Source organism: Acinetobacter sp. ACNIH3 (genome assembly GCF_002918965.1).
Taxonomy (GTDB): domain Bacteria; phylum Pseudomonadota; class Gammaproteobacteria; order Pseudomonadales; family Moraxellaceae; genus Acinetobacter; species Acinetobacter schindleri.
Window position 1 is genome coordinate 53,377 of the sequence record NZ_PQLP01000009.1, and the last position, 24,202, is coordinate 77,578.

27 protein-coding genes are annotated in these 24,202 nt (G+C 41.1%); 13 read left to right on the forward strand and 14 right to left on the reverse strand.

Annotation, left to right across the window (positions count from 1 at the left end; translation table 11 throughout):
* Window positions 1-2: 2 nt before the first annotated feature.
* The 5 genes from tssE to C3420_RS06235 all read right to left on the reverse strand — a co-directional run bounded on the left by tssE (window position 3) and on the right by C3420_RS06235 (window position 3,775).
* A complete protein-coding gene (gene tssE, locus C3420_RS06215) occupies window positions 3-479 on the reverse strand; it encodes a type VI secretion system baseplate subunit TssE (RefSeq protein WP_103800149.1) in 477 nt (158 codons plus the stop codon).
* Between the two features lie 75 nt (window positions 480-554).
* Window positions 555-1,058 carry an Hcp family type VI secretion system effector gene (locus C3420_RS06220; protein ID WP_004809258.1) on the reverse strand — a complete coding sequence of 168 codons (504 nt, stop codon included), beginning with the start codon at window positions 1,056-1,058 and terminating at the stop codon, window positions 555-557.
* A gap of 48 nt (window positions 1,059-1,106) precedes the next feature.
* Complete coding sequence (gene tssC / locus C3420_RS06225; protein WP_103800150.1) at window positions 1,107-2,588, reverse strand: type VI secretion system contractile sheath large subunit; 1,482 nt, start codon at window positions 2,586-2,588, stop codon at window positions 1,107-1,109.
* Window positions 2,581-3,084, reverse strand: a complete 504-nt coding sequence (gene tssB / locus C3420_RS06230) for a type VI secretion system contractile sheath small subunit (RefSeq protein ID WP_004809254.1) — start codon at window positions 3,082-3,084, stop codon at window positions 2,581-2,583. Before tssB ends, tssC begins: the two co-directional genes overlap by 8 nt.
* 28 nt (window positions 3,085-3,112) lie before the next feature.
* Window positions 3,113-3,775 carry a hypothetical protein gene (locus tag C3420_RS06235; protein ID WP_228152940.1) on the reverse strand — a complete coding sequence of 221 codons (663 nt, stop codon included), beginning with the start codon at window positions 3,773-3,775 and terminating at the stop codon, window positions 3,113-3,115.
* A 356-nt stretch (window positions 3,776-4,131) separates the two neighbouring features.
* On the opposite strand from C3420_RS06235, the gene tssH reads away from it, so the two are divergent.
* From tssH to C3420_RS06265, 6 genes are read left to right on the forward strand one after another with little or no spacing between them, the layout of a single operon-like run.
* Complete coding sequence (gene tssH / locus C3420_RS06240) at window positions 4,132-6,798, forward strand: type VI secretion system ATPase TssH (RefSeq protein WP_103800152.1); 2,667 nt, start codon at window positions 4,132-4,134, stop codon at window positions 6,796-6,798.
* A gap of 53 nt (window positions 6,799-6,851) precedes the next feature.
* A complete protein-coding gene (gene tssA / locus C3420_RS06245; protein WP_103800153.1) occupies window positions 6,852-7,958 on the forward strand; it encodes a type VI secretion system protein TssA in 1,107 nt (368 codons plus the stop codon).
* 6 nt (window positions 7,959-7,964) lie between these two features.
* Window positions 7,965-9,329, forward strand: a complete 1,365-nt coding sequence (tssK, locus tag C3420_RS06250; RefSeq protein WP_103800154.1) for a type VI secretion system baseplate subunit TssK — start codon at window positions 7,965-7,967, stop codon at window positions 9,327-9,329.
* A gap of 5 nt (window positions 9,330-9,334) precedes the next feature.
* Entirely contained in the window at window positions 9,335-10,144 is an 810-nt protein-coding gene (gene icmH / locus C3420_RS06255; RefSeq protein ID WP_004809244.1) for a type IVB secretion system protein IcmH/DotU, read from the forward strand.
* Between the two features lie 12 nt (window positions 10,145-10,156).
* Entirely contained in the window at window positions 10,157-10,804 is a 648-nt protein-coding gene (locus tag C3420_RS06260) for a hypothetical protein (RefSeq protein WP_004809242.1), read from the forward strand.
* Between the two features lie 3 nt (window positions 10,805-10,807).
* The gene (locus tag C3420_RS06265) at window positions 10,808-11,767 is read left to right on the forward strand and encodes a M15 family metallopeptidase (RefSeq protein ID WP_171294447.1); all 960 of its coding nucleotides are present in this window, start codon (window positions 10,808-10,810) and stop codon (window positions 11,765-11,767) included.
* Window positions 11,768-11,787: 20 nt separating this feature from the next.
* On the opposite strand, the gene C3420_RS06270 is transcribed toward C3420_RS06265, so the two are convergent.
* The 7 genes from C3420_RS06270 to C3420_RS06300 form a co-directional block, all read right to left on the reverse strand.
* Entirely contained in the window at window positions 11,788-12,558 is a 771-nt protein-coding gene (locus C3420_RS06270) for an alpha/beta fold hydrolase (protein ID WP_103800156.1), read from the reverse strand.
* A 532-nt stretch (window positions 12,559-13,090) separates the two neighbouring features.
* Window positions 13,091-13,504, reverse strand: a complete 414-nt coding sequence (locus C3420_RS06275) for a hypothetical protein (RefSeq protein WP_103800157.1) — start codon at window positions 13,502-13,504, stop codon at window positions 13,091-13,093.
* The gene (locus tag C3420_RS06280) at window positions 13,501-13,869 is read right to left on the reverse strand and encodes a hypothetical protein (protein ID WP_004809235.1); all 369 of its coding nucleotides are present in this window, start codon (window positions 13,867-13,869) and stop codon (window positions 13,501-13,503) included. Before C3420_RS06280 ends, C3420_RS06275 begins: the two co-directional genes overlap by 4 nt.
* Window positions 13,870-13,996: 127 nt before the next feature.
* Window positions 13,997-14,599, reverse strand: coding sequence for a nitroreductase family protein (locus C3420_RS06285; protein ID WP_004809233.1), 603 nt, complete (start codon window positions 14,597-14,599; stop codon window positions 13,997-13,999).
* A gap of 418 nt (window positions 14,600-15,017) precedes the next feature.
* Window positions 15,018-15,509, reverse strand: coding sequence for a hypothetical protein (locus C3420_RS06290; protein WP_004809231.1), 492 nt, complete (start codon window positions 15,507-15,509; stop codon window positions 15,018-15,020).
* 126 nt (window positions 15,510-15,635) lie between these two features.
* Complete coding sequence (gene fumC, locus C3420_RS06295; protein WP_103800843.1) at window positions 15,636-17,030, reverse strand: class II fumarate hydratase; 1,395 nt, start codon at window positions 17,028-17,030, stop codon at window positions 15,636-15,638.
* 111 nt (window positions 17,031-17,141) lie between these two features.
* Window positions 17,142-18,146: an SDR family NAD(P)-dependent oxidoreductase gene (locus tag C3420_RS06300; RefSeq protein WP_103800844.1), complete on the reverse strand. Its 1,005-nt coding sequence runs from the start codon at window positions 18,144-18,146 to the stop codon at window positions 17,142-17,144.
* 68 nt (window positions 18,147-18,214) lie between these two features.
* Here C3420_RS06300 and tusD point away from each other — a divergent pair, with 68 nt between their 5' ends.
* From tusD to C3420_RS06320, 4 genes are read left to right on the forward strand one after another with little or no spacing between them, the layout of a single operon-like run.
* The gene (gene tusD / locus C3420_RS06305; protein WP_004809225.1) at window positions 18,215-18,583 is read left to right on the forward strand and encodes a sulfurtransferase complex subunit TusD; all 369 of its coding nucleotides are present in this window, start codon (window positions 18,215-18,217) and stop codon (window positions 18,581-18,583) included.
* Between the two features lie 44 nt (window positions 18,584-18,627).
* Window positions 18,628-18,978, forward strand: a complete 351-nt coding sequence (locus tag C3420_RS06310; RefSeq protein ID WP_103800845.1) for a hypothetical protein — start codon at window positions 18,628-18,630, stop codon at window positions 18,976-18,978.
* 11 nt (window positions 18,979-18,989) lie between these two features.
* The gene (locus C3420_RS06315) at window positions 18,990-19,274 is read left to right on the forward strand and encodes a DsrH/TusB family sulfur metabolism protein (protein WP_103800846.1); all 285 of its coding nucleotides are present in this window, start codon (window positions 18,990-18,992) and stop codon (window positions 19,272-19,274) included.
* A gap of 16 nt (window positions 19,275-19,290) precedes the next feature.
* On the forward strand, window positions 19,291-19,602 hold the full coding sequence (locus C3420_RS06320) for a TusE/DsrC/DsvC family sulfur relay protein (RefSeq protein WP_103800847.1): 312 nt from the start codon (window positions 19,291-19,293) through the stop codon (window positions 19,600-19,602).
* Window positions 19,603-19,782: 180 nt separating this feature from the next.
* Here C3420_RS06320 and C3420_RS06325 read toward each other — a convergent pair whose 3' ends face one another.
* Together C3420_RS06325 and ybaK are read right to left on the reverse strand one after the other, a co-directional pair.
* The gene (locus C3420_RS06325) at window positions 19,783-20,307 is read right to left on the reverse strand and encodes a hypothetical protein (protein ID WP_103800848.1); all 525 of its coding nucleotides are present in this window, start codon (window positions 20,305-20,307) and stop codon (window positions 19,783-19,785) included.
* Window positions 20,308-20,580: 273 nt separating this feature from the next.
* Window positions 20,581-21,048, reverse strand: a complete 468-nt coding sequence (ybaK, locus tag C3420_RS06330) for a Cys-tRNA(Pro) deacylase (protein ID WP_004809216.1) — start codon at window positions 21,046-21,048, stop codon at window positions 20,581-20,583.
* An 869-nt stretch (window positions 21,049-21,917) separates the two neighbouring features.
* On the opposite strand from ybaK, the gene aroQ reads away from it, so the two are divergent.
* The 3 genes from aroQ to accC are packed head-to-tail and all read left to right on the forward strand — an operon-like array spanning window position 21,918 to window position 24,192.
* Window positions 21,918-22,373: a type II 3-dehydroquinate dehydratase gene (gene aroQ / locus C3420_RS06335; RefSeq protein ID WP_071320328.1), complete on the forward strand. Its 456-nt coding sequence runs from the start codon at window positions 21,918-21,920 to the stop codon at window positions 22,371-22,373.
* A gap of 16 nt (window positions 22,374-22,389) precedes the next feature.
* Complete coding sequence (accB, locus tag C3420_RS06340; RefSeq protein WP_004809213.1) at window positions 22,390-22,806, forward strand: acetyl-CoA carboxylase biotin carboxyl carrier protein; 417 nt, start codon at window positions 22,390-22,392, stop codon at window positions 22,804-22,806.
* 21 nt (window positions 22,807-22,827) lie between these two features.
* Window positions 22,828-24,192, forward strand: coding sequence for an acetyl-CoA carboxylase biotin carboxylase subunit (gene accC / locus C3420_RS06345; protein ID WP_004809211.1), 1,365 nt, complete (start codon window positions 22,828-22,830; stop codon window positions 24,190-24,192).
* Window positions 24,193-24,202 lie beyond the last annotated feature (10 nt).

The window sequence follows — 24,202 nt, forward strand, 5'->3', positions numbered from 1 at the left end:
TATTATGATCTTGGCAAAATAACATATTGTTGTGTGGTCGGTTTTAATAAAGCATCAAAAATTACAGGCTCATATAAAGGATGAATATTCAAATAGGCTTGAATGCTTAAGCACAGGCTACCCATATTATTTTCATCCAGCAGCATTTCTACCCGGACATGCTTAAGCCGTGGTTCATGTGCTGAAATAGATGCCTCAATCGAGTGACAAATTTTGTCACGATCCATCGGATTTGCAGTCGATAAGCCCACAAAATCAATAATTCCAAATTGCAGAATGGACTTTTTGACCAGCACATAATCATCAATCATATGGTTGAGCATGGCCATACGGCTGTTCAACAGATCCTCCAGATCCGCCGCAACTGCTTCACGCAACTGCTGAATTGACACGCCCTGTGCACGTGCTTCCTCTTGTGGCAGTAGTCGATCAAACAAGGTCGAACGGAATCCATAAGGATAAAGCTGATCCAGATTCATGTGTTTCCATCATTCATTTTAAATTTAATCATTCAGATAGAGGCCTGCAGGTGCAAGCCTCTAAATTCAGAAGCATTAAGCAGCGTAAGATGCCGTATTATTGGATAATGACCATTTTTTGGTTACCGCACCTTTCTGTGTACCGTTGATATCTTGCTGGTTATAAGTCCACTCAACCGCAGCATATTTCAGACCGAACGCTTCAGTCGGTACACCTTCTGCATTCACGCTTGGCATGACTTGAGAAACCAGAACGTGTTTCAGTTTGATCTGTAAGTACTTGATACGCTTGTCGCCGTTGGCACGGTAGAAGTCAATCTGAACTTCATCAAAGGTATAACCGGCAGAACATGCTTCCCAAAGTTTCGGGCTGGTAGCATCCAGATCTTTGACAAAAATCATGTCAGAATGTTCTACACGCTCAGCGGTATGGCCACCCACACTTGAAGACGTCGCAGATTTTGGCTGGCGAATATTGTGTGACCAGGAATTTACTTCAAGCCAACTTTTATGTTCAGAATCGCGTGATTCACCATCGACTTTATATTTGCCGCGAAATTGGACGTATATGTCTTTCATTGTTATTTTTATCCTGTTTTATAATCAATAATAGAAAATGCAACCGACCTAATTGCTCGATTGCGGCAGTTCAGTGACAAGTCGCAGGGATACAGACAACTCATCAAGCTGAAAATGTGGTCGCAAGAAGACCACTGATTTGTAGTGACCAGGTTCAGCTGGATTTTCTACAACCTTGATTGACGCTTCACGCAAAGGATATTGCGCCTTTGATTCCTGAGAGGCGCCGTCATCCAATAATACATATTGAGATAACCAGTCATTCAGGAAGGCTTCAACATTGCCTGCAGAAGCAAAACTTCCCACCTTGTCACGCATCATCGCTTTTAAATAATGTGCGATACGTGAAACTGCCATGATGTACTGAATCTGGCTCGATAAAGCAGAATTGGCATTCGCGGCATCATTGTCATATTTTTTCGGCTTCTGAGCCGATTGAGCACCAAAAAACGCGGCATAATCGGTATTTTTGCAGTGCACCAGTGGAATAAAACCAAGATCACTCAGCTCTTTCTCGCGTCGATCCGTAATGGCAATTTCGGTTGGACATTTGAATACCACGTCACCGTCATGCGTTTTAAAGGTATGTACAGGAAGTCCTTCAACTAAGCCGCCGCCTTCGACACCACGAATCGCAGCACACCAGCCATGCATATCAAAAGCATTGGTTAAGCGAGTGCCGAAAGCATAAGCTGCATTCATCCACAGATATTCGTGATGATCTTCACCAGACACTTCTTCCACATAGTTAAAACCTTCAGTCGCGGTACCTTCTTTCGGATGATATGGCAAACGTCCCAATACACGTGGCATGGTCAATGCAACATAGCGTGCATCATCACTTTCACGGAATGAACGCCACTGTACATATTCAGCGGTTTCAAAAATCTTGGACGCATCGCGTGGACGATCAATATCGGTAAATGATTCCAGCCCAAACATGCTGGGGCTGGCGGCAGAAATAAACGGTGCATGTGCTGCTCCTGCCACATGGGAAATCTGTTCCAGTAAATACATGTCTGATGGTGTGCGATCAAACTCGAAATCACCAATCAAGGTGGCATAAGGTGCTCCACCGAAAGAGCCATATTCTTCTTCATAGATTTTTTTGAATAAATTGCTTTGATCAAAATCAGTGGCACTTTGGAAATCCTTGATCAATTCCTTTTTGGTGGTATTCAACATCCGGATTTTAATCAGAGCATTGGATGGTGTTTCCTGACAGAAATAATATAAACCACGCCAGGTTGATTCAATTTTCTGGAATTCTTCATGATGCATGATCTTGCTCAGCTGGGTTGAGATCAGGGCATCAATTTCAGCAATACGTTTATCCAGTGCAAGGGTCATGTTATCCGATACAGTAATCGTACCTGCCATGACTTCACGTGCCAGCTCCCCAATCAGGCTCTTGGCACGGTCATGTTCTTCATCTGTACGCGCGATACGGCTACGCTCGACGATAGAGTCCAGTAATGAGTATTCTTCAACATTCAGGTGTTCAGCAGTTGCTGCATTTAAATTACTCATGCTCCGCCTCCACACTCATCTTGCGGATCTGATCAGTACTTTTCAGAACTTCGTCTAGCAAATCTTCCAGACGTTCATTATTGGAAATTTTATTACGCAAATCTGTTAAACGTTCACGTGCTTCAACCAGTCGACGTAATGGATCAACCTGCTGCACGACCTGTTCTGGCTTAAAGTTATCCATGGAATTAAAGGTCAGGTCCACAGACATCTTACCGCCCTCTTCGGTCAGGGTATTTTCAACCTGAAAATTGGCCCGTGGTGCCAATGACTCCATCACTTCATCAATATTGTCCAGATCGACATTGATAAACTTTTTGTCTTTTAGCTTAGTTTTTTCCAGTTCAGATGCTGCTGAAAAATCTCCCAGCACGCCGACTACAAAGGGCAATTCCTTGACTTCGCGGGCATCCCCAACTTCCACATCGTAAGTCAATTGCACACGCGGTGGACGAATCCGCTGTAATTTCTTCTGTACACTTTCACGCTTAGCCATATTGCTGATTCCTATGAATTATTCTTTATTAGTTATTTCGAAGTGCACCAAATGGATTGGAGCTAGACTGGACATTTGGGAGGACGACCGGCTCTTTCTTGGCGACAACATTGCTGCTAGATATTTCTTTTGCTTTATTACGTGCAGGAGCACTTATACGTGTTTTAGCCGAGCTGTTTTTTTTACTCGCCGTGGTCACCTTTTTTTTCTTGTTGCCTGAATCCTTCTCTGCCCTTAGAGGCATAACCGTAACGGGTTGGGATAAACGTACATTGTCATTAAAAACTTTGGTAATGGCGTAGGTTTGTTCATTCAGCGGACGGATTTCTGTCGTGCGCATATAGTTCAGGGCATGATTAGAAATCGCGACACCAGCAAGGAAGCTAATATCTGTTAGTTGACGTGTTATGTAATTTTCACGACTTAATTGATCTACTGCTTGAAGTGCTTTCAGATGCAGACCACGATCCAGATAAAGTTGAGCAATATCGGCTTTGATTTTACGCTGTAAATTAAGATCTTTCCGAGCGACTTTGGCACAAAGCTGTTCATACTGTTGCAGGATTTCTGGGTCAGTATCTCCTTCGGCCAGTGGATGCACTTTAAGACATGATTTTTTTAGGGTTGCAGCATGCGTCTGCATCAGACTCATCGTGCAGACAGCCAGCATCAGCACGAGTATGGAACTCATATTTTTTTTCAAAATTAGCCTCAAACTTTTCTTTTTCTGGTTATTCGATTTTTTTACTTGAAATGACTTTTCTCTATTTATTATTTAAAAATCATCTTGCGAATTTAACAAAAAATGATCACACTAAGTCAACAACAAAAATTGACTTTTGTAAAATATTTTTTAACAGTCTCTAAAAAAAATGTTAAAGATTATATGACTTTTATTCTTTTAAAAAACATATAAACATTAGGGTAAAAATTGATCAGAAGAACTGGTTCAATTGCAGTCATTCAAATAAATAACAAGAACAGCACAATCCTATCTTTCTAACCTTAAAAAGATTGTGCCTTGTAAGAATAAATAATGAGAAATACATGAATAATTTAAAAATTTTAATTAATAAATTATCTGATCATGCACGTTTATGTCTTGAGAAATCTGCTAATACTTGTATTCATCAGCAAAATTACGAAATCGAAATTGAACATTTTTTTCTCGAATTACTCTCGCATAACCAGTTAAATGATGTCCAGTTACTGTTTAAAAACTATAAACTTTCTAAGGAAGCTCTGCTAGATGATCTAAATGAAAGTTTATTTCAGCTTAACAAAGGCAATTCACGCACCCCTATTTTTGCCACGTCAATTATCCGCTTACTTGAGCAGGCTTGGCTACTAGCCTCCGCTGAAAAAGAACCCATCATTCGTAGTGGTCACCTACTTGTAGCTTTACTAACAGCTTCCGATCTGTATCAAATTGCGATGCGTTCATCCTCAATTTTTGAGCTGATTCCGATTGATACAATGAAGCATCAGTTCCTGGATTTGTGCCAGGACAGTATTGAAAATGTGTCAGCTCAATTAATAACGTCTCAGCCAGTAGCTCATCGAAATGCTGAAACGACTGCAAAAAAAACTCCTGCATTGGATCAGTACACGATTAATCTGACCCAGAAAGCTATTCAAGGAAAAATTGATCCAGTGATTGGGCGTGAATTTGAAATTCGTTTGATGCTGGATATTTTGATGCGCCGTCGTCAGAACAATCCGATTTTGACAGGTGAGCCGGGAGTCGGCAAGACGGCTGTAGTGGAAGGATTGGCTCTCAAAATTGCCCAGCAGCAGGTCCCTGATGCCCTGAAAAATGTGCAATTACATGTGCTGGACATGGGGCTGTTACAGGCAGGCGCCAGTGTCAAAGGTGAATTTGAGAACCGACTGAAACAAGTAATTCAGGAAGTACAAAGTGCTGCCTATCCAATCATCCTGTTTATTGATGAAGCGCATACCCTGATTGGTGCGGGTGGCCAGGCCGGTCAGAATGATGCTGCAAATTTACTAAAACCGGCACTTGCAAGAGGTGAATTACGTACTATTGCCGCAACCACGTGGGCGGAATACAAACAGTATTTTGAAAAAGATGCAGCGCTCAGCCGCCGTTTTCAGGTCGTCAAAGTTGAGGAACCAACAGAAGCAGTCGCGATTGATATGCTCCGCGGCATGATTCCAGTGATGGCTCAGCATTTTAATTTGCAGATTGATGATGAAGCGATTATCGCTGCGGTACATGCATCACATCGTTATATCCGTGGACGTCAATTACCCGATAAAGCGATTAGTGTCCTGGACACTGCCGCCGCTCGCGTTGCACTGACTCAGAATGCTCAACCGGCACAACTCGATCACCTACAGGCACAATTGCACAATCTGGAACTGGAACACAAATTACTCACTCAGGAAAACCAGAACCTGCTCATTCACCATGAACGACTCAATAATCTTTCAGTAAAAATTGCAGAGCTTAGGCACAACATTCAATGCTTGGAAAATCAATTGCGACATGAATTGCACATTGTTCAGCAGATCCGGGAGTTTCAGACTCCGGATCAGGACGAAAAGTCTAGTCAAAAAATTGCGGTATTACGTGCAGAACTGGCTGAAGTACAGCAAAAAAATCCACTGGTCTTTGAACGCGTCAATGCCAGCATCATTCATGACATCATTTCGGATTGGACGGGTATTCCAGTGGGTAAAATGGTCAATGATGAAATCAGGCAGGTATTAGAGCTTGAAAGCTGTATGGCGCAGCGTGTGATGGGGCAAGATTATGCTCTAAAGCAATTGGTGCAAGGTATTAAAACCTCTAAAGCTAAACTGGAAGATCCGAATAAACCCCAAGGCGTGTTCCTGCTAGTGGGTCCAAGTGGTGTCGGTAAAACTGAAACAGCCCTGGCCCTGGCAAATGAACTGTATGGTGGTGAATCGCATCTGATTACTATCAATATGTCGGAGTATCAGGAAGCCCATACGGTTTCTTCCTTAAAAGGCGCGCCTCCAGGTTATGTCGGTTATGGTCAAGGGGGCGTGCTGACTGAAGCTGTTCGCCGCAATCCATATAGCGTGGTGTTGCTGGATGAAATTGAAAAAGCGCATCGTGATGTGCAGGAACTGTTTTATCAGGTCTTTGACAAAGGTATGCTGGAAGATGGTGAAGGACGGCTGATTGATTTTAAAAATACCACGATTTTGTTGACGTCTAATGTCGGATCCTCTGCCATCATGCAGGCCTGTCTGAATCATCCACCTGAAAACTGGCCAAGTGCAAAGGAGCTGATCGAACAGCTTAAACCTAGTTTATATCAGCAGTTTAAACCGGCGTTCTTGGGACGTATGCAGATCGTACCGTACTTCCCGTTGCATGATGATCTGCTACTCAAAATTATTGAACATAAACTCGGTAAAATTATTCAGCGAATACAAACCCAATATCAAACTGAAGTTACCTACAGCGATGACCTCTTAGAACTCATTTTAAGCCGTTGTACAGAAGTAGATAGCGGTGCACGTAATGTTGACCATATTCTGAATGCCAGTGTATTGCCTGCTTTAGCCACCCAAATTTTAATGGCACTGAGTGAAGAAAAAGTGCCCGAGAAAATTCAGATTGAAGTTAAAAATGATGAAATCATTTATCTTTTAGATCCACAGCAAGTTAAAGTGAAAATCAAACGCATCCGGAAAAAGAAAACGGACGCCGTATAAAATTATATTTAGAAATTAAAAATTAAAGAAAAAGAATAAGTTTCAGGTGAAGAATGACCCTAGATATTGAACAACTGCTTGCCCTCATCTCTGATCATCAGCCATGTGGTGAGGACTGCTCATTTTCAAATGACTTTCATGCCATTAAAAAGGCTAGAATTCAAGATGATCCTTTGCTGGATCAAGGTGACTGGATCTCTGAGCCACGTCAGGCAGACTGGCATTTTGTACTGAATAAATCGGTTGAGCTCTTAAGTGAAAAAACCAAAGATCTGCGACTTTACACCTGGTTAGCTGAAGCCTGGGCAAGAACTCACGGATTTGAAGGAATTTCCCGCGGCCTGGAACTGAGCCATCGCAGTATTCAGAAATATTGGCCGGATTTACATCCTTTAATTGAGGAAGATGATTTAGATCAGCGCCTGGGTTTACTGCAAGGCTTAATCAGCCAGATTCCGGCATTGATGAAACAGGTTCCCCTGGTCAGTCAGGCACCGTTTTATCATTTGGGAAATTATGAGGCATTTTTACATCAACAAAATGTCCGGTTACGCCATAACCAGCAGGATGAAGATTATGAATCTCTAACTGGCAATGATGAGCTGCAGAATTTCGAGCAATTACTTCAGGCAACTTCCCGCTCGGTACAGTTACAGAATTATCAGCAGGTCTTGGATATTCAAAAGCACTGGCAGCAACTCAAAATAACCCTAGATGATTTACTAGGTCTGGATGCACCGAGTTTTTCTGTAATAGATGAACAGGTTGATTCCATTATTGCCCAGATTAAACGCCTGTATAAAGTGGAACAGATCGCACATCAAAATAATGAAAACTTATTACAGCCGAAAGAATCAGCAATTCAGCTAGGTTATACGGATACAGTCTCTGCTGTTGCGCAGACTCAATTCAGATTACAGCCACAAAATCATCTGGCCAACCGGGAACAGGCGCTGAAAGTCTTAAATGAAATTGCTGATTATTTCCAGATACATGAACCGCATAGCCCGGTGAGTTATATGCTGCAAAAAACCATTCGCTGGAGCCAGATGCCGTTACACGAATGGCTGGCACACGTGATTAAAAATGAGAATCCCCTGGAACAGGTGCAAGAGTTACTGGGTGTACCCGATATGAATAATTCGAATAGTGAGTGGTAAGACTGAATGTTTAAAGCAGAAAAAGTTCTTTGGGGTGAAGGTTTATTTTTACGACCTCAGCATTTTCAGTTACAGGATGCCTATCATGAACAACGTCTGAACCAGATGATTCAGGCAACCTTTCCTTTTGCCTATGGAATTCAAGCGATTGAATTCGATGAGGCCCAGTTCAGCATGAATATCATGGCACTCAGCCGGATTGAAATGGTCTGGCAAGATGGGGAAATTTATCGTGCACCTTCACAGGATCTATTACCTGAGCCCGTGCAACTTGACAGTCTGAATCTGCGTACAGAAATGGCTGTTTATCTTGCTTTACCGATGGTTCAGGCAAGTAAACAGAATCTTAACCATGAAGATAATTCACAGTCCAGCCGTTATCATTCCCATTTAAGCTCGACTCATGATCTGTTTACCAATGCCGCTACAGCCGAAATTACCCTGTTACGCCGTCGTGCAGAATTCAAGATTTTTGAAATCAGCCAGGAGCCTGAACAGGCCCTCGATGGTTATTTTTATATGCCGATTGCAACAATGAAACGCCAAAGCTCAGGGCATTTTGTGCTGGATCATAAATTTATTCCGCCGATTCTGCATATCGAAGCCTCAGAAAATCTACTGAATAATCTGAAGCGGACTTTGAATATTATTCGCGCCAAGATCAAAACCATTCAGAACAACAACCGTGAAAATGAACAAAAACTGATTGAATTCCGTTCGGGTGATATCGTGTCTTTCTGGTTGGTGAATGCCCTCAATACTGCACATGCTACCCTAAATCATATTCTGCTATATCCACGTATTCATCCGGAACGACTGTATTCTGAATTATTACGTCTGACCGGGTCATTGCTGACCTTTTCAACCGCGTATGCTGTCGACCAGTTACCGCAATATCAGCACCATCATTTACAGGACAGTTTTGGTCAGCTGGATGTCATTTTACGTGAACTGCTGGATACGATTATTTCAAACCGCTATATCAGTATTGCCCTTAAAGAAACCCGGCCATCTTATTGGGTGGGCAGCCTTGAAACAGACAAAATTTCCCGGGATACCCGTTTGTATCTCGCGGTATCCAGTAGGGTCATGCCCACCCATGACCTGATTGCTTATGTACCGATCCGCTTTAAAGTGGGCAGTACGATTGATGTTGAACAACGCGTGATTGCAGCCTTGCCCGCAGTGCCAGTTCAGCATCTGATTCAGGTGCCGACAGCGATTCCGGTGCGTTCTGGTGTGAGCTATTTTGAGATAGAACCGAATAATGAATTGTATCAGCGCATGCTTGATTCTGAGACCATTTGTGTCTATATCCCGAGTGGGTTCCAGGACATTTCAATTGAGTTGATTGCTGTAGTAAATGGATAAAAACAATGAATAGTCTAAATAATGCCCCTTCACTATTTGACGATGGACAAATTGGCATCGGTTTCCAGGCTCGAACAAATACAGATACACCTCTATACTCCGCGACTGCCAGTCTGGTCGATCTGTTACATGATGGCTTCTATGTGGTGTTTCTGATTCGCAATCAGTATGTACCTGCCGATCTGGAATCCTTCCGCCAGAAAGTACTGGATATGCTGTCACGTTTTGAGACTCAGGCGAGAAAACTGCAATTTCCTGTTGAAGATATTCATGATGCAAAATATGCCTATTGTGCATTACTCGATGAAACTATCGTGACCCAGCAAGCCCCACATTTTTTTGATCTGCAAAATTTCTGGATGATGAGTCCACTCCAACTGAGTCTGTTTGGATCACAACTGGCGGGTTATCGTTTCTTTGAACACATGGAAGAAATCCGCAATAAAGATAAAGAACGCCTCGCCGTTCTTGAGGTCTATCATTACTGTTTATTGTTAGGCTTTCATGGAAAATACCGGATTGAATCAATGAGCCAGCTCAATAGTCTGATTAGTCGGGTTGGTGATCAAATTGATTATCTCAAAGGGAAAAAAGCCTTTTCTCCTTTTGCTGCTATTCCGGATCAGATTAAACACATCATTCATCGCGAATTACCATTTTTCTGGATTTTGATTTTCTGGTTGCTGTTTGCGTTAGCAAGCTTTGTAGGTTTGCACTATGTATTATCCAAAGACCGTAATGCAGCATTTTCCCAATATCAAAATGTGATTAGTGTTCCTGTAGAACAGGCCTATATCACCATCCATTTACCATAAATATTAGTGACTATGGCATATCAAAATAATAAACATATTCGTATTTTACAGTCTGTAAAGTCTCTGTCTTATTCTCCTCACTTTTACTTATTGAGCGGATTTATACTTGGAGTGTTATCAGTAGGCTCAGTTTTACTCGGCTATCACTATTATCAGAATCATAAAGCAAGCACTGCTGCACAGTTGACAGCAGCAAACGATCAAGGAGCAGATTCAAGCCATACTGTAGCAGGTGAGCAGCTTATTCAAAAAGCTGGTGCACCGTCGGATCAGGAAAATATCCAAAATCTGGAAGATGGTTTTGATCAAAATATTGACAACATGTTTAAGGTAGCAAAGCCAGCAAGTGCAAACGAGCCTGCAAATACTGGATCACCTTTTGACTCTGCATTTGCTATTCAAGAGCAAAAGCCTTTACCTCAGGCCAATGGTAAAATTAAACCGCTTAAATCCCAACCACAAACTATTCCATCTTCTGTTGCACCATCTAAAGAAATCCAACAATCTGAAAAAAATCCTGTAAATGTAAGGCTTGTTACTCAACCCACAAAACCAAAACAATTAGAAAAAACTGTTGAGCTAAAAACAGCAAGTACGTCTACTCAGGAACAGTCACCTGCGAAGACTCCAAAAGAAAATCCTGAAGTCGCACAGTCATAAAGCATGATCTACCTCATATTATCCAGTTTTATTTTACTTAGCCTCGGCATGTTAGTGCTGGTTTCTTATGATTTCAGAATCCGTTTGATAAGCTTATTCACGCAAATTTTACCCTATGGCAAGAACCGTATTTTGGCTGTCAAACAGCTGGCTTGGGAATTTAATCAGGCAGCTTCGTCAGCGAAAATCCAGTCACATTGGCATATTCAGCAATGGTGGATTTTACTGGCCGCATTGGCATTATTCAGCAGCATCGTCATTTTTAGCTTAACCCGTCCGATTACTGCCAGTACTTTTGAAGCCAATTATCTCCGCGAAGTCGATCCGCAAATCTATAGCTTACTGGATGGTCAGGTGCTCGCACCTCCTCCAGAAGTAGATGAACATCTGATTGAAACAGCCTTGCAGGAAGAAGCAAATTACTATGCCAACGTCGTTTCTGCGCAAGTGATTACTCCTTCACCCAATCCTGCTCGAAATGTACATCTGCCAAACAGTCATCATCATAACGATCTCAATACAGCCAACCGGAAATGGGACAAAATTAATCCACGTTATAAACAGCGTTTGTTGATGGTATTTAAAATTATGCGTGAACAGCATGGCTATGAACTGGTTTTATTAGAAGGTTATCGTAGTCCAGAGCGCCAAAATTCACTTTCAGCGAATCCAAATACCACACGCGCCAAAGGCTATCAAAGTTATCATCAGTTTGGTCTGGCCGCGGATGTTGCCTTTAAACGGAATGGCAAAGTCGTGATCAGCGAACGGGATCCATGGGCGATGCGTGGTTATGAACTGTATGGCCAAGTGGCAGAATCTGTCGGACTCACCTGGGGCGGTCGCTGGAAATCAATCAAGGATTATGGTCATACTGAATATCGTATGCCGGGTCTGAAAAAAACTGCTGAAATGGCGGCCCAGCTGATTAATGAAGGTCAGCTACAAGCAGCTGCATACTGATCTTCAAGTTCTAACAGATTTTATTGGTTTTCATCCAGAAAGGCTTGCATGTGTTCCAGCACCTGCGCAGGCTTTTCACCATGCAGCCAATGACCTGCACCTTCAATGAGTTCAACATTGGCATGCGTAAATTGACGTTCAATCGCAGCGAACTGCTCGGGTTTGGAAATATAAAATGAGTTACCGCCTCTTAAGAAAAGTGCTGGTATATCAACTGGTGCAAGATCTTCCCAATATAGAATATCCTGATAATGGTTATATAATGCCTGCACATTAAACAGCCACTGCCCTTTATTAAAGGATTTCAGCAGGAATTGAATCACCATTTCTTCTTGCAGATATTCACGCATGATTTTTGTCGCGTCCAAACGTGAACTCACATTGGCACGCGCTACAGCAAATAAAGCTTCAAAAATTTTTGCATGATGATTTTCATGATATTGAATTGGAGTTATATCAAGAACTACAAGCTGCTCTACCCGATCTCGTGCAATATCGGCCAGCTTCATGGCAACTTTTCCGCCCATAGAATGCCCCACCACAACAAATTTTGTGATGTTGAGACTATCCAGGGTTTCAAGTACATCTTCTGACATGAGATGGTAATCATGTTGATCCGTATGTCCCGATAAACCGTGATTGCGTAAATCTAACTGAATGACTGTACGTTGACTTGCAAAATGTCGCGCCAGCATTCCTAAATTACTCAAGCTGCCGAATAAACCATGAATGAAGACTATTGGTACAAGTATTGAGTCATCATGAGTGGTGATTTGGTAGTTGAGGATCATTTGATAATTCCGTGATTTCATAGTTTAGTTGTTGATATTGGAATTTTATTGGAAATTAATCAATTGCCAATTCTTAAAATTATAAACTTTGCTTAGGCTATTTATTAGATATAAAGTTTTGCTTAGGCTATTTGTCAAATGTATTTTTAAAGTTTGCTGAAGGTGCTGTTTGAATCCTCAAGCTTTGGATAAATCATCAGGAAATAGGCTTAATAAATTAAGCTGAATGAGTACGAGCTATAAATGGATATGATTGAAGGCTAATTTTGGAAATATAGTCTTAATTTTTCAGTAAGACATCAATGGACTTAAAACTATCTCTTCCCTTTTATGATTATATTTACCAGATAAAATTGCTTAGGCTATTTTTTTTAATGATAAAGATTGAGAAGGTTAAGGCGATCTCTTCCACCGATTTTTAATATTTAATAATTTTAACTAATAATTCATTTTTATTGTTATTTCCCCCGTGAAAATTCGCATTAATCTTATTTTTATGTAGTTTTAATAAATTAAATATCATAAAATTAACCTAAATCAAAGGCTTTGATTTATCTTCTTTAGCGGATTGCTCTGCCCTGCTCTTACAAAAAACACCTGTAGTCATGCCAGAGTTATTCATGCTCTGGTTTTGACGATCCAGATAATTTTGCGCCACCATCGCCATCATGGAAGCCATATTCAACTGACTATTTTCCTGAGAAGCTTGCAAAATATTCTGATAAGCCTGAATGCGATTACATAATGCTTGACGTTCGGTACTGATACTCGGCTTGTATGTTGCTGTATGCGGTTCATCCAGAATGGCTTTGCTTTCATTGACCACACGCGTTTGCTCAGCAATATATTGATCAAATTGCTCCTGGGTCATCGTCTCGGCTACGGCGTAATTCGTGATGAGTACACCGTTGAGTCCCAGCAAGATAGCAAAAGCTAAGCGGTTCATTCCTGACCTTCTTTCCATACATCTTCATAATCATCAGCATCAATCATGAAACGAAAGCCTTGATCCAGGGCCAGATAAGGAAGAACTTCTGGGGCAATATCCTGTAATTCACGTACAGCCATAATTTCAAAGTCAGCATCGCTGGATACTTGTTCACCACCATAGATATACCAGCTCACTTTTGTTGCTGTATCTACTGCCTTGCGAATACCAACAATTGGATCCTGATTCAGGGTATGGACTGCCACGGCAATAACGTCATCCCCACTCACCTCTACATAGGCAGAACCGACTTCTTCGCATAACAATTTCTGTTCAGCGATTAGCTCTTGAAGCGGTGAAAGTTTCTGGGTGTTCTTTGACATGGCGCCATTTCTCTTAGATTTAATGCGCTCTAAGTGTAGCTTAGTTTTTATGATTCTGAATATGCTTTTATCGCCTATTGCATGGCATCTGCCTATAAAAATTTAGACAGATGCCGGTTTTTTCAAATTATTGGAATACTTTGAAACGGTCTTGATCCGGCATAAAGTCTTTGGCACGTGCTTCACCTTCAACTGAACCAAACACCAGCTGTGCTCTCAGTTTCCAGTTTGCTGGAACGTCCCATTCTGCATGAACTTTTTCATCTACGATCGGGTTGTAATGCTGTAGAGATGCACCCAAGCCTTCAGTATGCAGTGCTGTCCAGGTCGCAAATTGCGCGATCGCAGTAGAATGTTCTGCCCAGATCGGGAAGTTATCTGCATAAGATGGGAACTGATCTTGTAGGCCTTTCACGACATCTAGGTCTTCAAAAAATAAAACCGTACCTAAGCCTGCCGCAAAGGTTCCCATTTTCGCTGCGGTTTTTGCAGCACTTTCTTCATCTTTGGCATAACTTTTTAATTTTTCTGCGACAAAGCCCCAGAATTTCTCATGTTCACCATTAAACAGAATCACGGCACGGGAAGATTGTGAGTTAAATGATGAGGGACTTTGTTTAATAGCGTTTTGAATCAAATCAGTTAAAAATTCAGGAGATTGTGTGACATTCTTGCCAATCGCGTAGATCGTACGGCGTTTTGTAATTAAATCTAAAAACTGATTCGACATTATTGAAAATCCTTTGATATATCTTCGGAAAAACTGGAACCTTCACTTATTTTTATGAAGGAAATCTAATAAATAAGAATTCTATAATTCATTTACTCATTAGTACTTATAGCTTAAGAAAATATGCTTAGAATAGCTATATTATTAAAGTAATATCCTTATATATTCTCATGATAAAGAATGGCTTATTAATTTATTTTTTATCAAAAGATAAAATAAATGCCCTTTTATGAACCAATTTCTGTTTTAAAATAAGTCATCATGTTCAATGATGCAGCAGAATTTTTTTGAATGAAAAATAGAAAGAGTTGCTTAGGCTATTTGTGAGAATTGAACTCATCAAATAGTTTTTTGGAACCTATTAAAATTCATCCCCCAAATATGGAGGATGATATTAAATTAATCAGTTTAAATTTACTTAGAATTTGGCATTAAGGACTTGAGCAGAGACTTTATTTTTCCAAAGTTCACGTAATACTGGCAGATAAAACTTCTCGCCCAGATCAACCAGTTCAGCATCAATCAGACCATGGATATCATGCATAAATAGATAATCCAGCTCTACAGTCGTGAGCTTCATATGCTTTTTTTGATATTCCTTACGCTTCTGCTGTGCCTGTTTAATGAGCTGATCTGCAAAGGCTTTATCTTTGAACTGGGTAATCGCATTTAAACGCAGTTCAATAATCCCCCAACCAGCTAAAAACATCTGGAAAATTTCAAAATCATTGGTCGTTGATTCCCATGACATTTCATCCAGATTTTCATTATCGGGAAGTACAGGTAAAAGAAGTTCCATAATACTTGGAAAAATCTTTTTAAAATTCAAAATAAATTTAACAGGATGCTCACCTGGATAATCCTTGAATTGCACCTTTCTTTGAACATCTGTTAAATAAATATCAAGCATAAAACAATCATCAGTGGTTAATCTCATCTAGTGCTATTGTACGCAACTCTGCCTGAGATAAAAACCATTGCTGACTATTCCATGATAAAACAGGCTTAAAGATTAAAAATAAAAGCGTTACAAGCTTTATTTCGCATTCGCTGAAACCATTTTCTCAGGACGGACGACTTCATCAAACTGTTCAGCTGTGACTAAACCAAGTTCTACCGCAACCTGTTTTAGAGTTTTACCTTCTTTATAAGCAGTCTTGGCAACTTTGGCTGCATTCTCATAACCAATCACCGGGTTCAATGCAGTGACTAGCATTAATGAATCATGTAAGAAGTGCTCAATCTTGTCACGGTTCGGCTCAATACCAACGGCGCAGTGATCATTGAAACTATTACAGGCATCACCGAGCAGCTGAATGGATTGCAACAAGTTATACGCGATTACAGGCATAAATACATTCAGCTCGAAATTTCCAGATACACCTGCCACATTAATGGTGGTGTCATTTCCAAGCACTTGCGCCACAACCATGGTCATCGCTTCGCTTTGAGTCGGATTGACCTTACCCGGCATGATGCTTGAGCCGGGTTCATTTTCAGGAATACGGAGTTCCCCAAAGCCGCAACGTGGCCCACTGGCCAACCAGCGAATGTCATTAGCGATTTTATTCAGACTCGCCGCTAAAGTTTTTAATGCACCGGAAGCAAAGACTGCCGCATCACGACCTGCCAAAGCTTCAAATTTGTTTGGTGCAGTGACAAATGGTAGTCCAGTCAGTTTTGCCAGAGTTTGTGCTGCTTTTACTGCATAGTCAGGATGGGCATTCAAGCCTGTACCTACTGCTGTCCCCCCTAAAGGCAATTCATATAAACCATGCAGTGCCTGTTCCAGACGCAATAAACCGTGATCTAGCTGAGACACATAACCACTAAATTCCTGACCCAGTGTCAACGGCGTAGCATCCTGTAAGTGAGTACGGCCAATTTTGACGATGTCTGAGAATTCCTGAGATTTGGCATGCAAGGTATCACGCAATTTTTTTACTGCTGGAATCAGTAATTCATTAATTTGCAGACTTGCAGCAACATGAATTGCTGTTGGGAAAGAGTCATTCGTTGATTGAGCACGATTAACATGATCATTCGGATGAACCGGTTTTTGAGAACCTAAAGGATTTCCCAGATTCTGGTTAGCGATATTGGCAATCACTTCATTACAGTTCATATTGCTCTGCGTACCAGAACCTGTCTGCCACACCACTAACGGAAATTGACTATCCCATTGCCCTGCAATCACTTCTTCTGCTGCTGAAACAATATAACCTGAAAGTTCATGCGGAATCTGATTTAATTCGGCATTCGTCAAGGCTGCCGCCTTTTTAACCAGACCCATGGCACGAATCATAGGCCGTGGCAGACGTTCATTACCAATTTTAAAGTTCTGCAAACTACGCTGAGTTTGTGCTCCCCACAGTGCTTCACTGGGTACAGCAACTTCGCCCATGGTGTCATGTTCAATACGTGTTTGCATATTTAACCTCTTTATAAAGTTTTAATATTTCCTTGTTCCATCTTAGGCAAAATAGAACAGCATGTAAATGATAATTATTATCAATAATTGGGATAGCGTTAATCGGTATTATTACCCACGTAACGTGTTCTGATAAAAACGCCACTCGTCTTCAAGCATTTGCCGAATCGAACGCTGAGGCTGCCAGTTTAAAGTCTTCCTGGCCTTTTCCGCCTTAGAGCCAACCTGATCTAGTTCCGGATTAGTGTAATATAGCGCCTCTTCCGTCTTGATATGGATTTGCGTCACTTCACCAATTTCATCGAGCAATTTCTGAATCGAAATCAATTCACCCGCTATATCAAAGGCTTCACAGGCAAAACTTTGTGTACTGAGCCATTGCAGACTCTTAATGACTGCATCACAACAATCTAATACATGCAAAAAACTGCGTTCTACAGTTTTATCTTCAGTATTGGCCTGTTTTCGCAGTTCAATACTTTCCCGCTGTAAGGCCCCAACCTGCATGGCCAAAGGCACGATATTTTTTGGTAGCGGCGGTACCACTTCACCCAGTACCCCATGTTCAAAGGCACCCGAAATATTGCATAGTCTGAGAATCGCAATTTTCCATTCATTATCAGTACGTGCAGTATCACGGATAATTTCTTCTACCATCTGTTGAGACTTGATATAAGGGTTTGGATAACTGAAATTAAATGGTGTTTCTTCAGTCAGATCAGAACTGGATTGCCCATAGACAGCAAGGCTGGACAAATGCACAAGATTACGAACACCCGTCCGTTGCATGGCACGTAAGAGACTCATAATACAACTGACATTATCATTGTAATATTCCAGCGGTTTTAGTACCGATTCTTCTAATGATTTAAAGCTTGCAGTATGTACCACGGCGTCAATGGAATTCTGTTCAAAGACCTTGTTTAAAGCAGGCGTATTGCGGATATCAATTTTAACAAAAGGCACATACATGCCGGAAATGAATTCAAGACGCTCTAGCGTCTGCAGACTAGCATTGGCCAGATTATCGACCACAATGACCTGTTGCCCTTGTGCGAGCAGACTTAAAGCAATATGAGAGCCTATAAAGCCTAAACCACCGGTCACTAAAATCATTGTATACTACCTTTTTATTATGTAGCCCAGATCAACTGCTTAGGTTGATCAAGCCTGTAGTGAATTTCATGAGCACCTTAATTCTTATTACCTCCGCCCCGACGTCGATACATGCTTGGCATGCCTTGGGAATTGCCAAAGCATTACAGCAAAAACAGGAAGACTTTCGGGTTTTCTTTTACCAAGACGGTGTGTCTGTTGCTAATGCTCTGCAATGGGTACCGGATGACCAGCGTCACCTGACCCGTGAGTGGCAGTCCTTGCAAATACGTCTGCCCGTGTGTGTAAGTGCGGCGTTAGCGCGTGGTATTACAGATCAGGAGAATGCTCAACGTCACAATATTCAACAACATAATCTTGCAGATCAGTTTGAATTAGTCGGATTAGGCGAACTCGCTGATGCTGTTCAGTCTGCACATCGTCTGCTTCAATTCTAATCGGTCTATTTTTTGGGATATGTTGCTTTTAAAAGGTATATTGTGTGAAATCTGTACTCGTTATATTAACTCAATCGAATCTGAATTCCTTGCAGGTTCATGAAAGTCTTTCTGCGACCATGGTACTCGCGACCTTTGGCTCAGATGTAAAAGTCTTATTAAAAGATGCAGCTTTAAGCTTATTACGTTCAGATCTGCAATTTGAACAGCTTAAACATGCGTTCAAGATTGCTTCCAACATGGTCGATAGTTTTGAATTTTATGATCTGACCCCAATTCTGGTAGAAAGTAAAAATCAAAACTCGTCTTTTATACAAAATACTGAGCAAGAAATTGAATTTGTCGAGTTAAATCCTGCCTTTATTCAAGGCTTTGACCATGTATTGTATTGGTAAGGTTGCTCACCATGTCTGATAAAACTCTTTATATGATTCAAGCCAGCCATACGGCTACAGCACAGATTATCGAACAACTGTCCCAACTCTATAGCGAAAATGATCAGGTAATTCTGATGGGCGATGCAGTCTTGTCAGTTGAGCATCCATTTATTCAGCAGCTGAAAGAGATTTATATTCTGGAAAATGAGGCTGAATTATTGTCTCAACCAGAAGTAAAAAATTTGAAAATTATTAACTATGCCGAATTTGCAGAACTATGCCTGGGCTTTAGTCGCTGTATTTCTATGAAGTAACACATACGGATCTATCATGAATTTAGAGTTAGACCAAGATGGTCATTTAGTTAACTATACCATCTGGAATGAAGACGTCGCACAGGTGCTTGCCGAGAGCTTAGAGTTAAAACTGACCCCTTGGCATTTTAAAGTCTTACAGGCTGTACGTCAGTTTTATCAACAGTTTGGTCATTCTCCAGCGACACGTCCTCTCATCAAATTCCTGATGAAAACTGTAGGGCCTGAAATCAACAATGCTGTACTTCAGGAAAAATTTAATACAGGCTTGGTAGCACGCCACCTTAGCCGTTTGGCAGGCATTCCCAAACCGGCAAATTGCCTTTAAGCAGATATATAATCACTACTCATGCAAGTTTAAAAACGATACAGTCTACTTAACTTGCATGAGATGGTTTTTATACCCTGTAGCTGCGAGTATAAAGTTTGCAATCATGCAGACCTTCATCTCTCAGCTTAATTCTGAAGACCACATTAATACATCAAACTGATATTATTCGCCTCTAGATCATACCGTACTTAAACTTATCTCATCAGAAATTATATCTGTTTCATAATAAGAATAACGCGTCTTCAGTTTTGCCGATGCTCGTGTCAGTTCATGTTGGTACTCAGGCAAGAATGTCTGTAGCAAATTAATATTGGCAAGTGCCTCCTCCTGTTTAAGCGCCTTATTTTCCAATAATGTTTGTTGCCTGTTTAGAAATATTCTCAGCTGCAAATATTCAGGCTTATGTCCATCCTGCATTGCAAATAGCATACTGGCAAAATCTGAAACAAACTGAGCGCGCTGTTGGTTCAAAGGCTGAGATTGATTCCGCACCACTCCCCGACGCTGCACAGCCTGATTCAAACTTTCTGCCTGACGGTCTAGAAGCGGCGTATGGGTATTCATCCCATAAAATGCTAAACTGCTGGTGCGGTTCAATCCCAATTCTTCCCGATGGATTTCATTATGGACCTGATAACCAATCAACCATAAGATTAAAAATAGAGCTACAGTACTAAGCAGGTAAACGCCTTTTTCATTCATATGCCACCTCCCGGTTAAAACCGTGCAGAAGTGATTCCCCAAATGACAAAAATAGACAAGCAGCGTTAAGCCAAATAACGATATTCATGAGCAATGCTCCAATTTATTTTTCTTTTAATTTCTTATTGTTGTAAGCAACCCATGGTTGCTTTTGCATTAAAACAATATACAAATGCAAAAAAAATGTGTAGCGTTTTCCGACCAAAAGAAAACCCGAATTTTACTCTCCGGGTTTAATTAAAATACTAATTAATGTCTTTTTAATACATTAAATTATTCATCAACTATATCAATAAAAGGTGCATTTAAAACCTTGGCTAAATCTGCTGGGTTTAGACCAATGTCCAAACCACGCTTGCCACCACTGACATAAATTTTATTCAGCCTTTCTGCTGATGCATCAATTACAGTTTTCAGGCGTTTCTTTTGTCCTACCGGGCTGATTCCACCCACCAGATATCCGGTTAATCGTTCTGCCTGTTTAGGATCTGCCATCTGCAATTTTTTACAACCGAATGCAGCAGCTACTTTTTTAAGATTAAGCTGATGATGAACAGGTAATACTGCCACAAAATATTGCTTTTCATCCGTGACTAATAGCGTTTTAAAAACCTCTTCAACAGCTAGGCCTAGTTTCTCTGCTGCTTCCAAACCAAAGCTTTTGGCATTGGCATCATGTTCATATTCGTGAATGCTATATTCGATTTTACTGGCTTTTAAAAGTTTACAAGCTGGAGTCATGATATTGACTATTTTGTTTTAGATAGCTGCATTATATAAAATTCGCACCTTTCGCGAACATGTCTAGACTATTTATAAACCATATTATTCGATAAAGTTTCTACAAAAAGCCTCATTGTAAGAGGGTGAGTGTCGTTGAGTTGCCCCCTATGACCATTCATCGACTTAATAGACGACCTTTTGCCAATTTAAATGCTTTATCTTTTGGCTGAATATTCAGCATTGAATACAATTCAATGAACATTTCAGTCAATCTCACTATTTTGCGATACAGGAATTAAAAATAGGGCGAATCAGTAAGTTTAACTCACTACCTGATTCCACTGTTAAGCTCAGGAGTTGCCTCTTTTTCTATGCATACTCACAACCCTAAGGGACCTTAAAATAATAGCTAACTGATAGATTTTTTAATTTAAAATAAATTAAATTCAATAACTTATTTAATAAAATCTCATATAATTAGAATTATTATATAAAAACCATTCATGGGCACTTTTTAAACAGACTTTTTTGTCACTAAAATTTAAGATGAATAAGCTTTAAACCTTAAATACTGCAAACATCTAGTAGGATCTGATCAAAAATAGTTGACTTCTTTATTATCTGTCGGCAATGTTATATAAACATTATTAACTGTTTTAGCCAATTAGGCTTACAATGTAAGAATCCGACATAACTCCCATAAATGTCATTTTTTAACATTGCCAATTCCTTGCAAAGTTCTCATTATATAGCCCACTATCAGGCAGGCAATTTCTACACCAATGCAGACAAAATTTTTATAAAATGTAGAATTTCATGCCATAATGAAGGAAGTTTGCTGACATCTTGCAAACTTCTTTTGAAACTTTTGAATTGGAGCAAGCTGAATGAGTTCGACCATTTTGGTCATTCATGGACCGAATCTTAATTTGCTGGGAAAGCGTGAACCAGAAGTATATGGTCACTTGACTCTTGATGACATCAATCAGCAGCTCAGCGCTCAGGCTAAAAATGCCACACTAGAATTAGACACTTTCCAAAGCAACTGGGAAGGTGCCATTGTCGACCGAATTCATCAAGCACAACAAGACGGCGTGCAATACATCATTATTAATCCTGCAGCTTTAACTCATACCTCTGTTGCAGTGCGTGATGCACTTCTTGGCGTTGCTATTCCATTTATTGAAGTCCATTTGTCTAACGTTCACGCACGTGAGGCATTTCGACATCATTCATATCTGTCCGATAAGGCGATCAGCGTGATCTGTGGTCTGGGTGCAAAAGGCTATGCCGCTGCCCTCGATTACATCATTGAAAAAATTCAATCTTCTAAGCAATCTTAATTAGGAATACTGTCTCATGGATATCCGTAAAATCAAGAAACTCATCGACCTGATGATTGAGTCTGACTTACAGGCGATCGAAGTTAAGGAAGGAGATCAATCCATTGCCCTGACTCGTCGCAATCCAGTGGTTGCAGCAGCTGTTCCTGCAATGCCTGCACCTGCAGCTGATGTACCTGCTGCAAAATCTCCACGTGGTGCTGTGGAAAAATCTCCGATGGTTGGTGTGTTCTATGCAGCACCAAGTCCAGGCGAAGCACCATTTGTGAAAGTGGGTCAAACTGTTTCTGCTGGTGAAACACTTGGTATTATTGAAGCCATGAAAATCATGAACCCGATTGAAGCAACTCAAAGCGGTGTGATTGAAGAAATTCTGGTGAAAAATGGTGAAGTGATTCAGTTCGGTCAGCCACTTTTCCGTTACCGCGCTTAATCACCTCGGGGATTCATAATAATGTTGCAAAAAGTTTTAATTGCAAACCGTGGTGAAATTGCCCTGCGCATCACCCGAGCTTGCAAAACTTTAGGAATTAAAACTGTCGGTGTCTATTCAGATGCTGACAAGGACTTGATGCATCTACGTTTCTGCGATGAAGCAGTATGTATCGGTCCTGGCGCAAGCAGTGACAGTTACCTAAATATTCCAGCAATTATCACAGCAGCTGAGATTACTGGTGCGGATGCGATCCACCCAGGTTATGGTTTCCTGTCTGAAAATGCTGAATTTGCTGAAATTGTTGAAAGTTCTGGCTTTATTTTTATTGGCCCACGTCCTGAACACATTCGCCTGATGGGTAATAAGGTTTCTGCCATTATTGCCATGAAAAAAGCCGGCGTACCAACAGTACCAGGCTGTGATCATGCAGTAACCATCCACAATGCCCTTGCTGAAGCCAAAGAAATCGGTTTCCCGCTGATCGTAAAAGCTGCTGCGGGTGGTGGCGGACGTGGTATGCGTATCGTTGAACGCGTGGATACCCTGCTCGAGTCTGTACAAGCGGCGCAACGTGATGCAGAAATGTGGTTCGGCGATGATACGGTTTATATGGAACGTTTCCTGCAAAAGCCGCGTCATGTTGAAGTACAGATCTTGGGCGATGGTAATGGCCATGCGATCCACTTGTATGACCGTGACTGTTCTTTACAGCGCCGTCACCAGAAAGTACTAGAAGAAGCTCCTGCACCAAATCTGCCTGAACAGGCACGTGCTGACATTCTGGAAGCTTGCGTGAATGCATGTAAGTTAATGCAATACCGCGGTGCGGGTACATTTGAATTCCTATTTGAAGACGGCGAATTCTTCTTTATTGAAATGAATACCCGTGTTCAGGTAGAACATCCTGTCACTGAGATGGTGACTGGTGTTGACATCATTGAACAACAGCTTCGTGTTGCTGCCGGTCTGGGTCTAGATATTCAGCAAGAAGATGTCGTTGTTAAAGGTCATGCGATCGAATGCCGTATTAATGCGGAAGATCCATCTACCTTTATGCCGTCTCCGGGCATGATTGAGACATTTTACACCCCAGGTGGCGCAGGTATCCGTCTAGATTCGCATATCTACCCAGGTTATAGTATTCCACCGTATTATGACTCGATGATTGCCAAGCTGATTGCACATGGTAAAGATCGTGAAACAGCCATTGCCCGTATGAAGCAGGCGCTTGATGAAATGATTCTGACTGGCATCAAGACCAATATTCCACTGCATAAAGATCTGATCCTTCAGGATGAGAACTTCTGTGAGCAGGCAATGGATATTCACTATCTCGAAAAACATCTGCTTAAACAACTTGAAGGTGCTGAAGAAAAGGCTTAATCCTCTTTCA

What these genes read in the sequence shown, in the direction of transcription:
- ybaK (WP_004809216.1), bottom strand. Translation starts at nt 21,048, where the DNA reads ATGACTCCAGCTTGTAAACTTTTAAAAGCCAGTAAAATCGAATATAGC.
- C3420_RS06315 (WP_103800846.1), top strand. Translation starts at nt 18,990, where the DNA reads ATGTCTGATAAAACTCTTTATATGATTCAAGCCAGCCATACGGCTACA.
- tssA (WP_103800153.1), top strand. Translation starts at nt 6,852, where the DNA reads ATGACCCTAGATATTGAACAACTGCTTGCCCTCATCTCTGATCATCAG.
- fumC (WP_103800843.1), bottom strand. Translation starts at nt 17,030, where the DNA reads ATGCAAACACGTATTGAACATGACACCATGGGCGAAGTTGCTGTACCC.
- C3420_RS06220 (WP_004809258.1), bottom strand. Translation starts at nt 1,058, where the DNA reads ATGAAAGACATATACGTCCAATTTCGCGGCAAATATAAAGTCGATGGT.
- C3420_RS06265 (WP_171294447.1), top strand. Translation starts at nt 10,808, where the DNA reads ATGATCTACCTCATATTATCCAGTTTTATTTTACTTAGCCTCGGCATG.
- tssK (WP_103800154.1), top strand. Translation starts at nt 7,965, where the DNA reads ATGTTTAAAGCAGAAAAAGTTCTTTGGGGTGAAGGTTTATTTTTACGA.
- tssE (WP_103800149.1), bottom strand. Translation starts at nt 479, where the DNA reads ATGAATCTGGATCAGCTTTATCCTTATGGATTCCGTTCGACCTTGTTT.
- aroQ (WP_071320328.1), top strand. Translation starts at nt 21,918, where the DNA reads ATGAGTTCGACCATTTTGGTCATTCATGGACCGAATCTTAATTTGCTG.
- C3420_RS06285 (WP_004809233.1), bottom strand. Translation starts at nt 14,599, where the DNA reads ATGTCGAATCAGTTTTTAGATTTAATTACAAAACGCCGTACGATCTAC.
- icmH (WP_004809244.1), top strand. Translation starts at nt 9,335, where the DNA reads ATGAATAGTCTAAATAATGCCCCTTCACTATTTGACGATGGACAAATT.
- tusD (WP_004809225.1), top strand. Translation starts at nt 18,215, where the DNA reads ATGAGCACCTTAATTCTTATTACCTCCGCCCCGACGTCGATACATGCT.
- C3420_RS06300 (WP_103800844.1), bottom strand. Translation starts at nt 18,146, where the DNA reads ATGATTTTAGTGACCGGTGGTTTAGGCTTTATAGGCTCTCATATTGCT.
- tssC (WP_103800150.1), bottom strand. Translation starts at nt 2,588, where the DNA reads ATGAGTAATTTAAATGCAGCAACTGCTGAACACCTGAATGTTGAAGAA.
- C3420_RS06280 (WP_004809235.1), bottom strand. Translation starts at nt 13,869, where the DNA reads ATGTCAAAGAACACCCAGAAACTTTCACCGCTTCAAGAGCTAATCGCT.
- tssH (WP_103800152.1), top strand. Translation starts at nt 4,132, where the DNA reads ATGAATAATTTAAAAATTTTAATTAATAAATTATCTGATCATGCACGT.
- C3420_RS06290 (WP_004809231.1), bottom strand. Translation starts at nt 15,509, where the DNA reads ATGCTTGATATTTATTTAACAGATGTTCAAAGAAAGGTGCAATTCAAG.
- C3420_RS06270 (WP_103800156.1), bottom strand. Translation starts at nt 12,558, where the DNA reads ATGATCCTCAACTACCAAATCACCACTCATGATGACTCAATACTTGTA.
- accC (WP_004809211.1), top strand. Translation starts at nt 22,828, where the DNA reads ATGTTGCAAAAAGTTTTAATTGCAAACCGTGGTGAAATTGCCCTGCGC.
- accB (WP_004809213.1), top strand. Translation starts at nt 22,390, where the DNA reads ATGGATATCCGTAAAATCAAGAAACTCATCGACCTGATGATTGAGTCT.
- C3420_RS06235 (WP_228152940.1), bottom strand. Translation starts at nt 3,775, where the DNA reads ATGAGTTCCATACTCGTGCTGATGCTGGCTGTCTGCACGATGAGTCTG.
- C3420_RS06325 (WP_103800848.1), bottom strand. Translation starts at nt 20,307, where the DNA reads ATGAATGAAAAAGGCGTTTACCTGCTTAGTACTGTAGCTCTATTTTTA.
- tssB (WP_004809254.1), bottom strand. Translation starts at nt 3,084, where the DNA reads ATGGCTAAGCGTGAAAGTGTACAGAAGAAATTACAGCGGATTCGTCCA.
- C3420_RS06260 (WP_004809242.1), top strand. Translation starts at nt 10,157, where the DNA reads ATGGCATATCAAAATAATAAACATATTCGTATTTTACAGTCTGTAAAG.
- C3420_RS06320 (WP_103800847.1), top strand. Translation starts at nt 19,291, where the DNA reads ATGAATTTAGAGTTAGACCAAGATGGTCATTTAGTTAACTATACCATC.
- C3420_RS06275 (WP_103800157.1), bottom strand. Translation starts at nt 13,504, where the DNA reads ATGAACCGCTTAGCTTTTGCTATCTTGCTGGGACTCAACGGTGTACTC.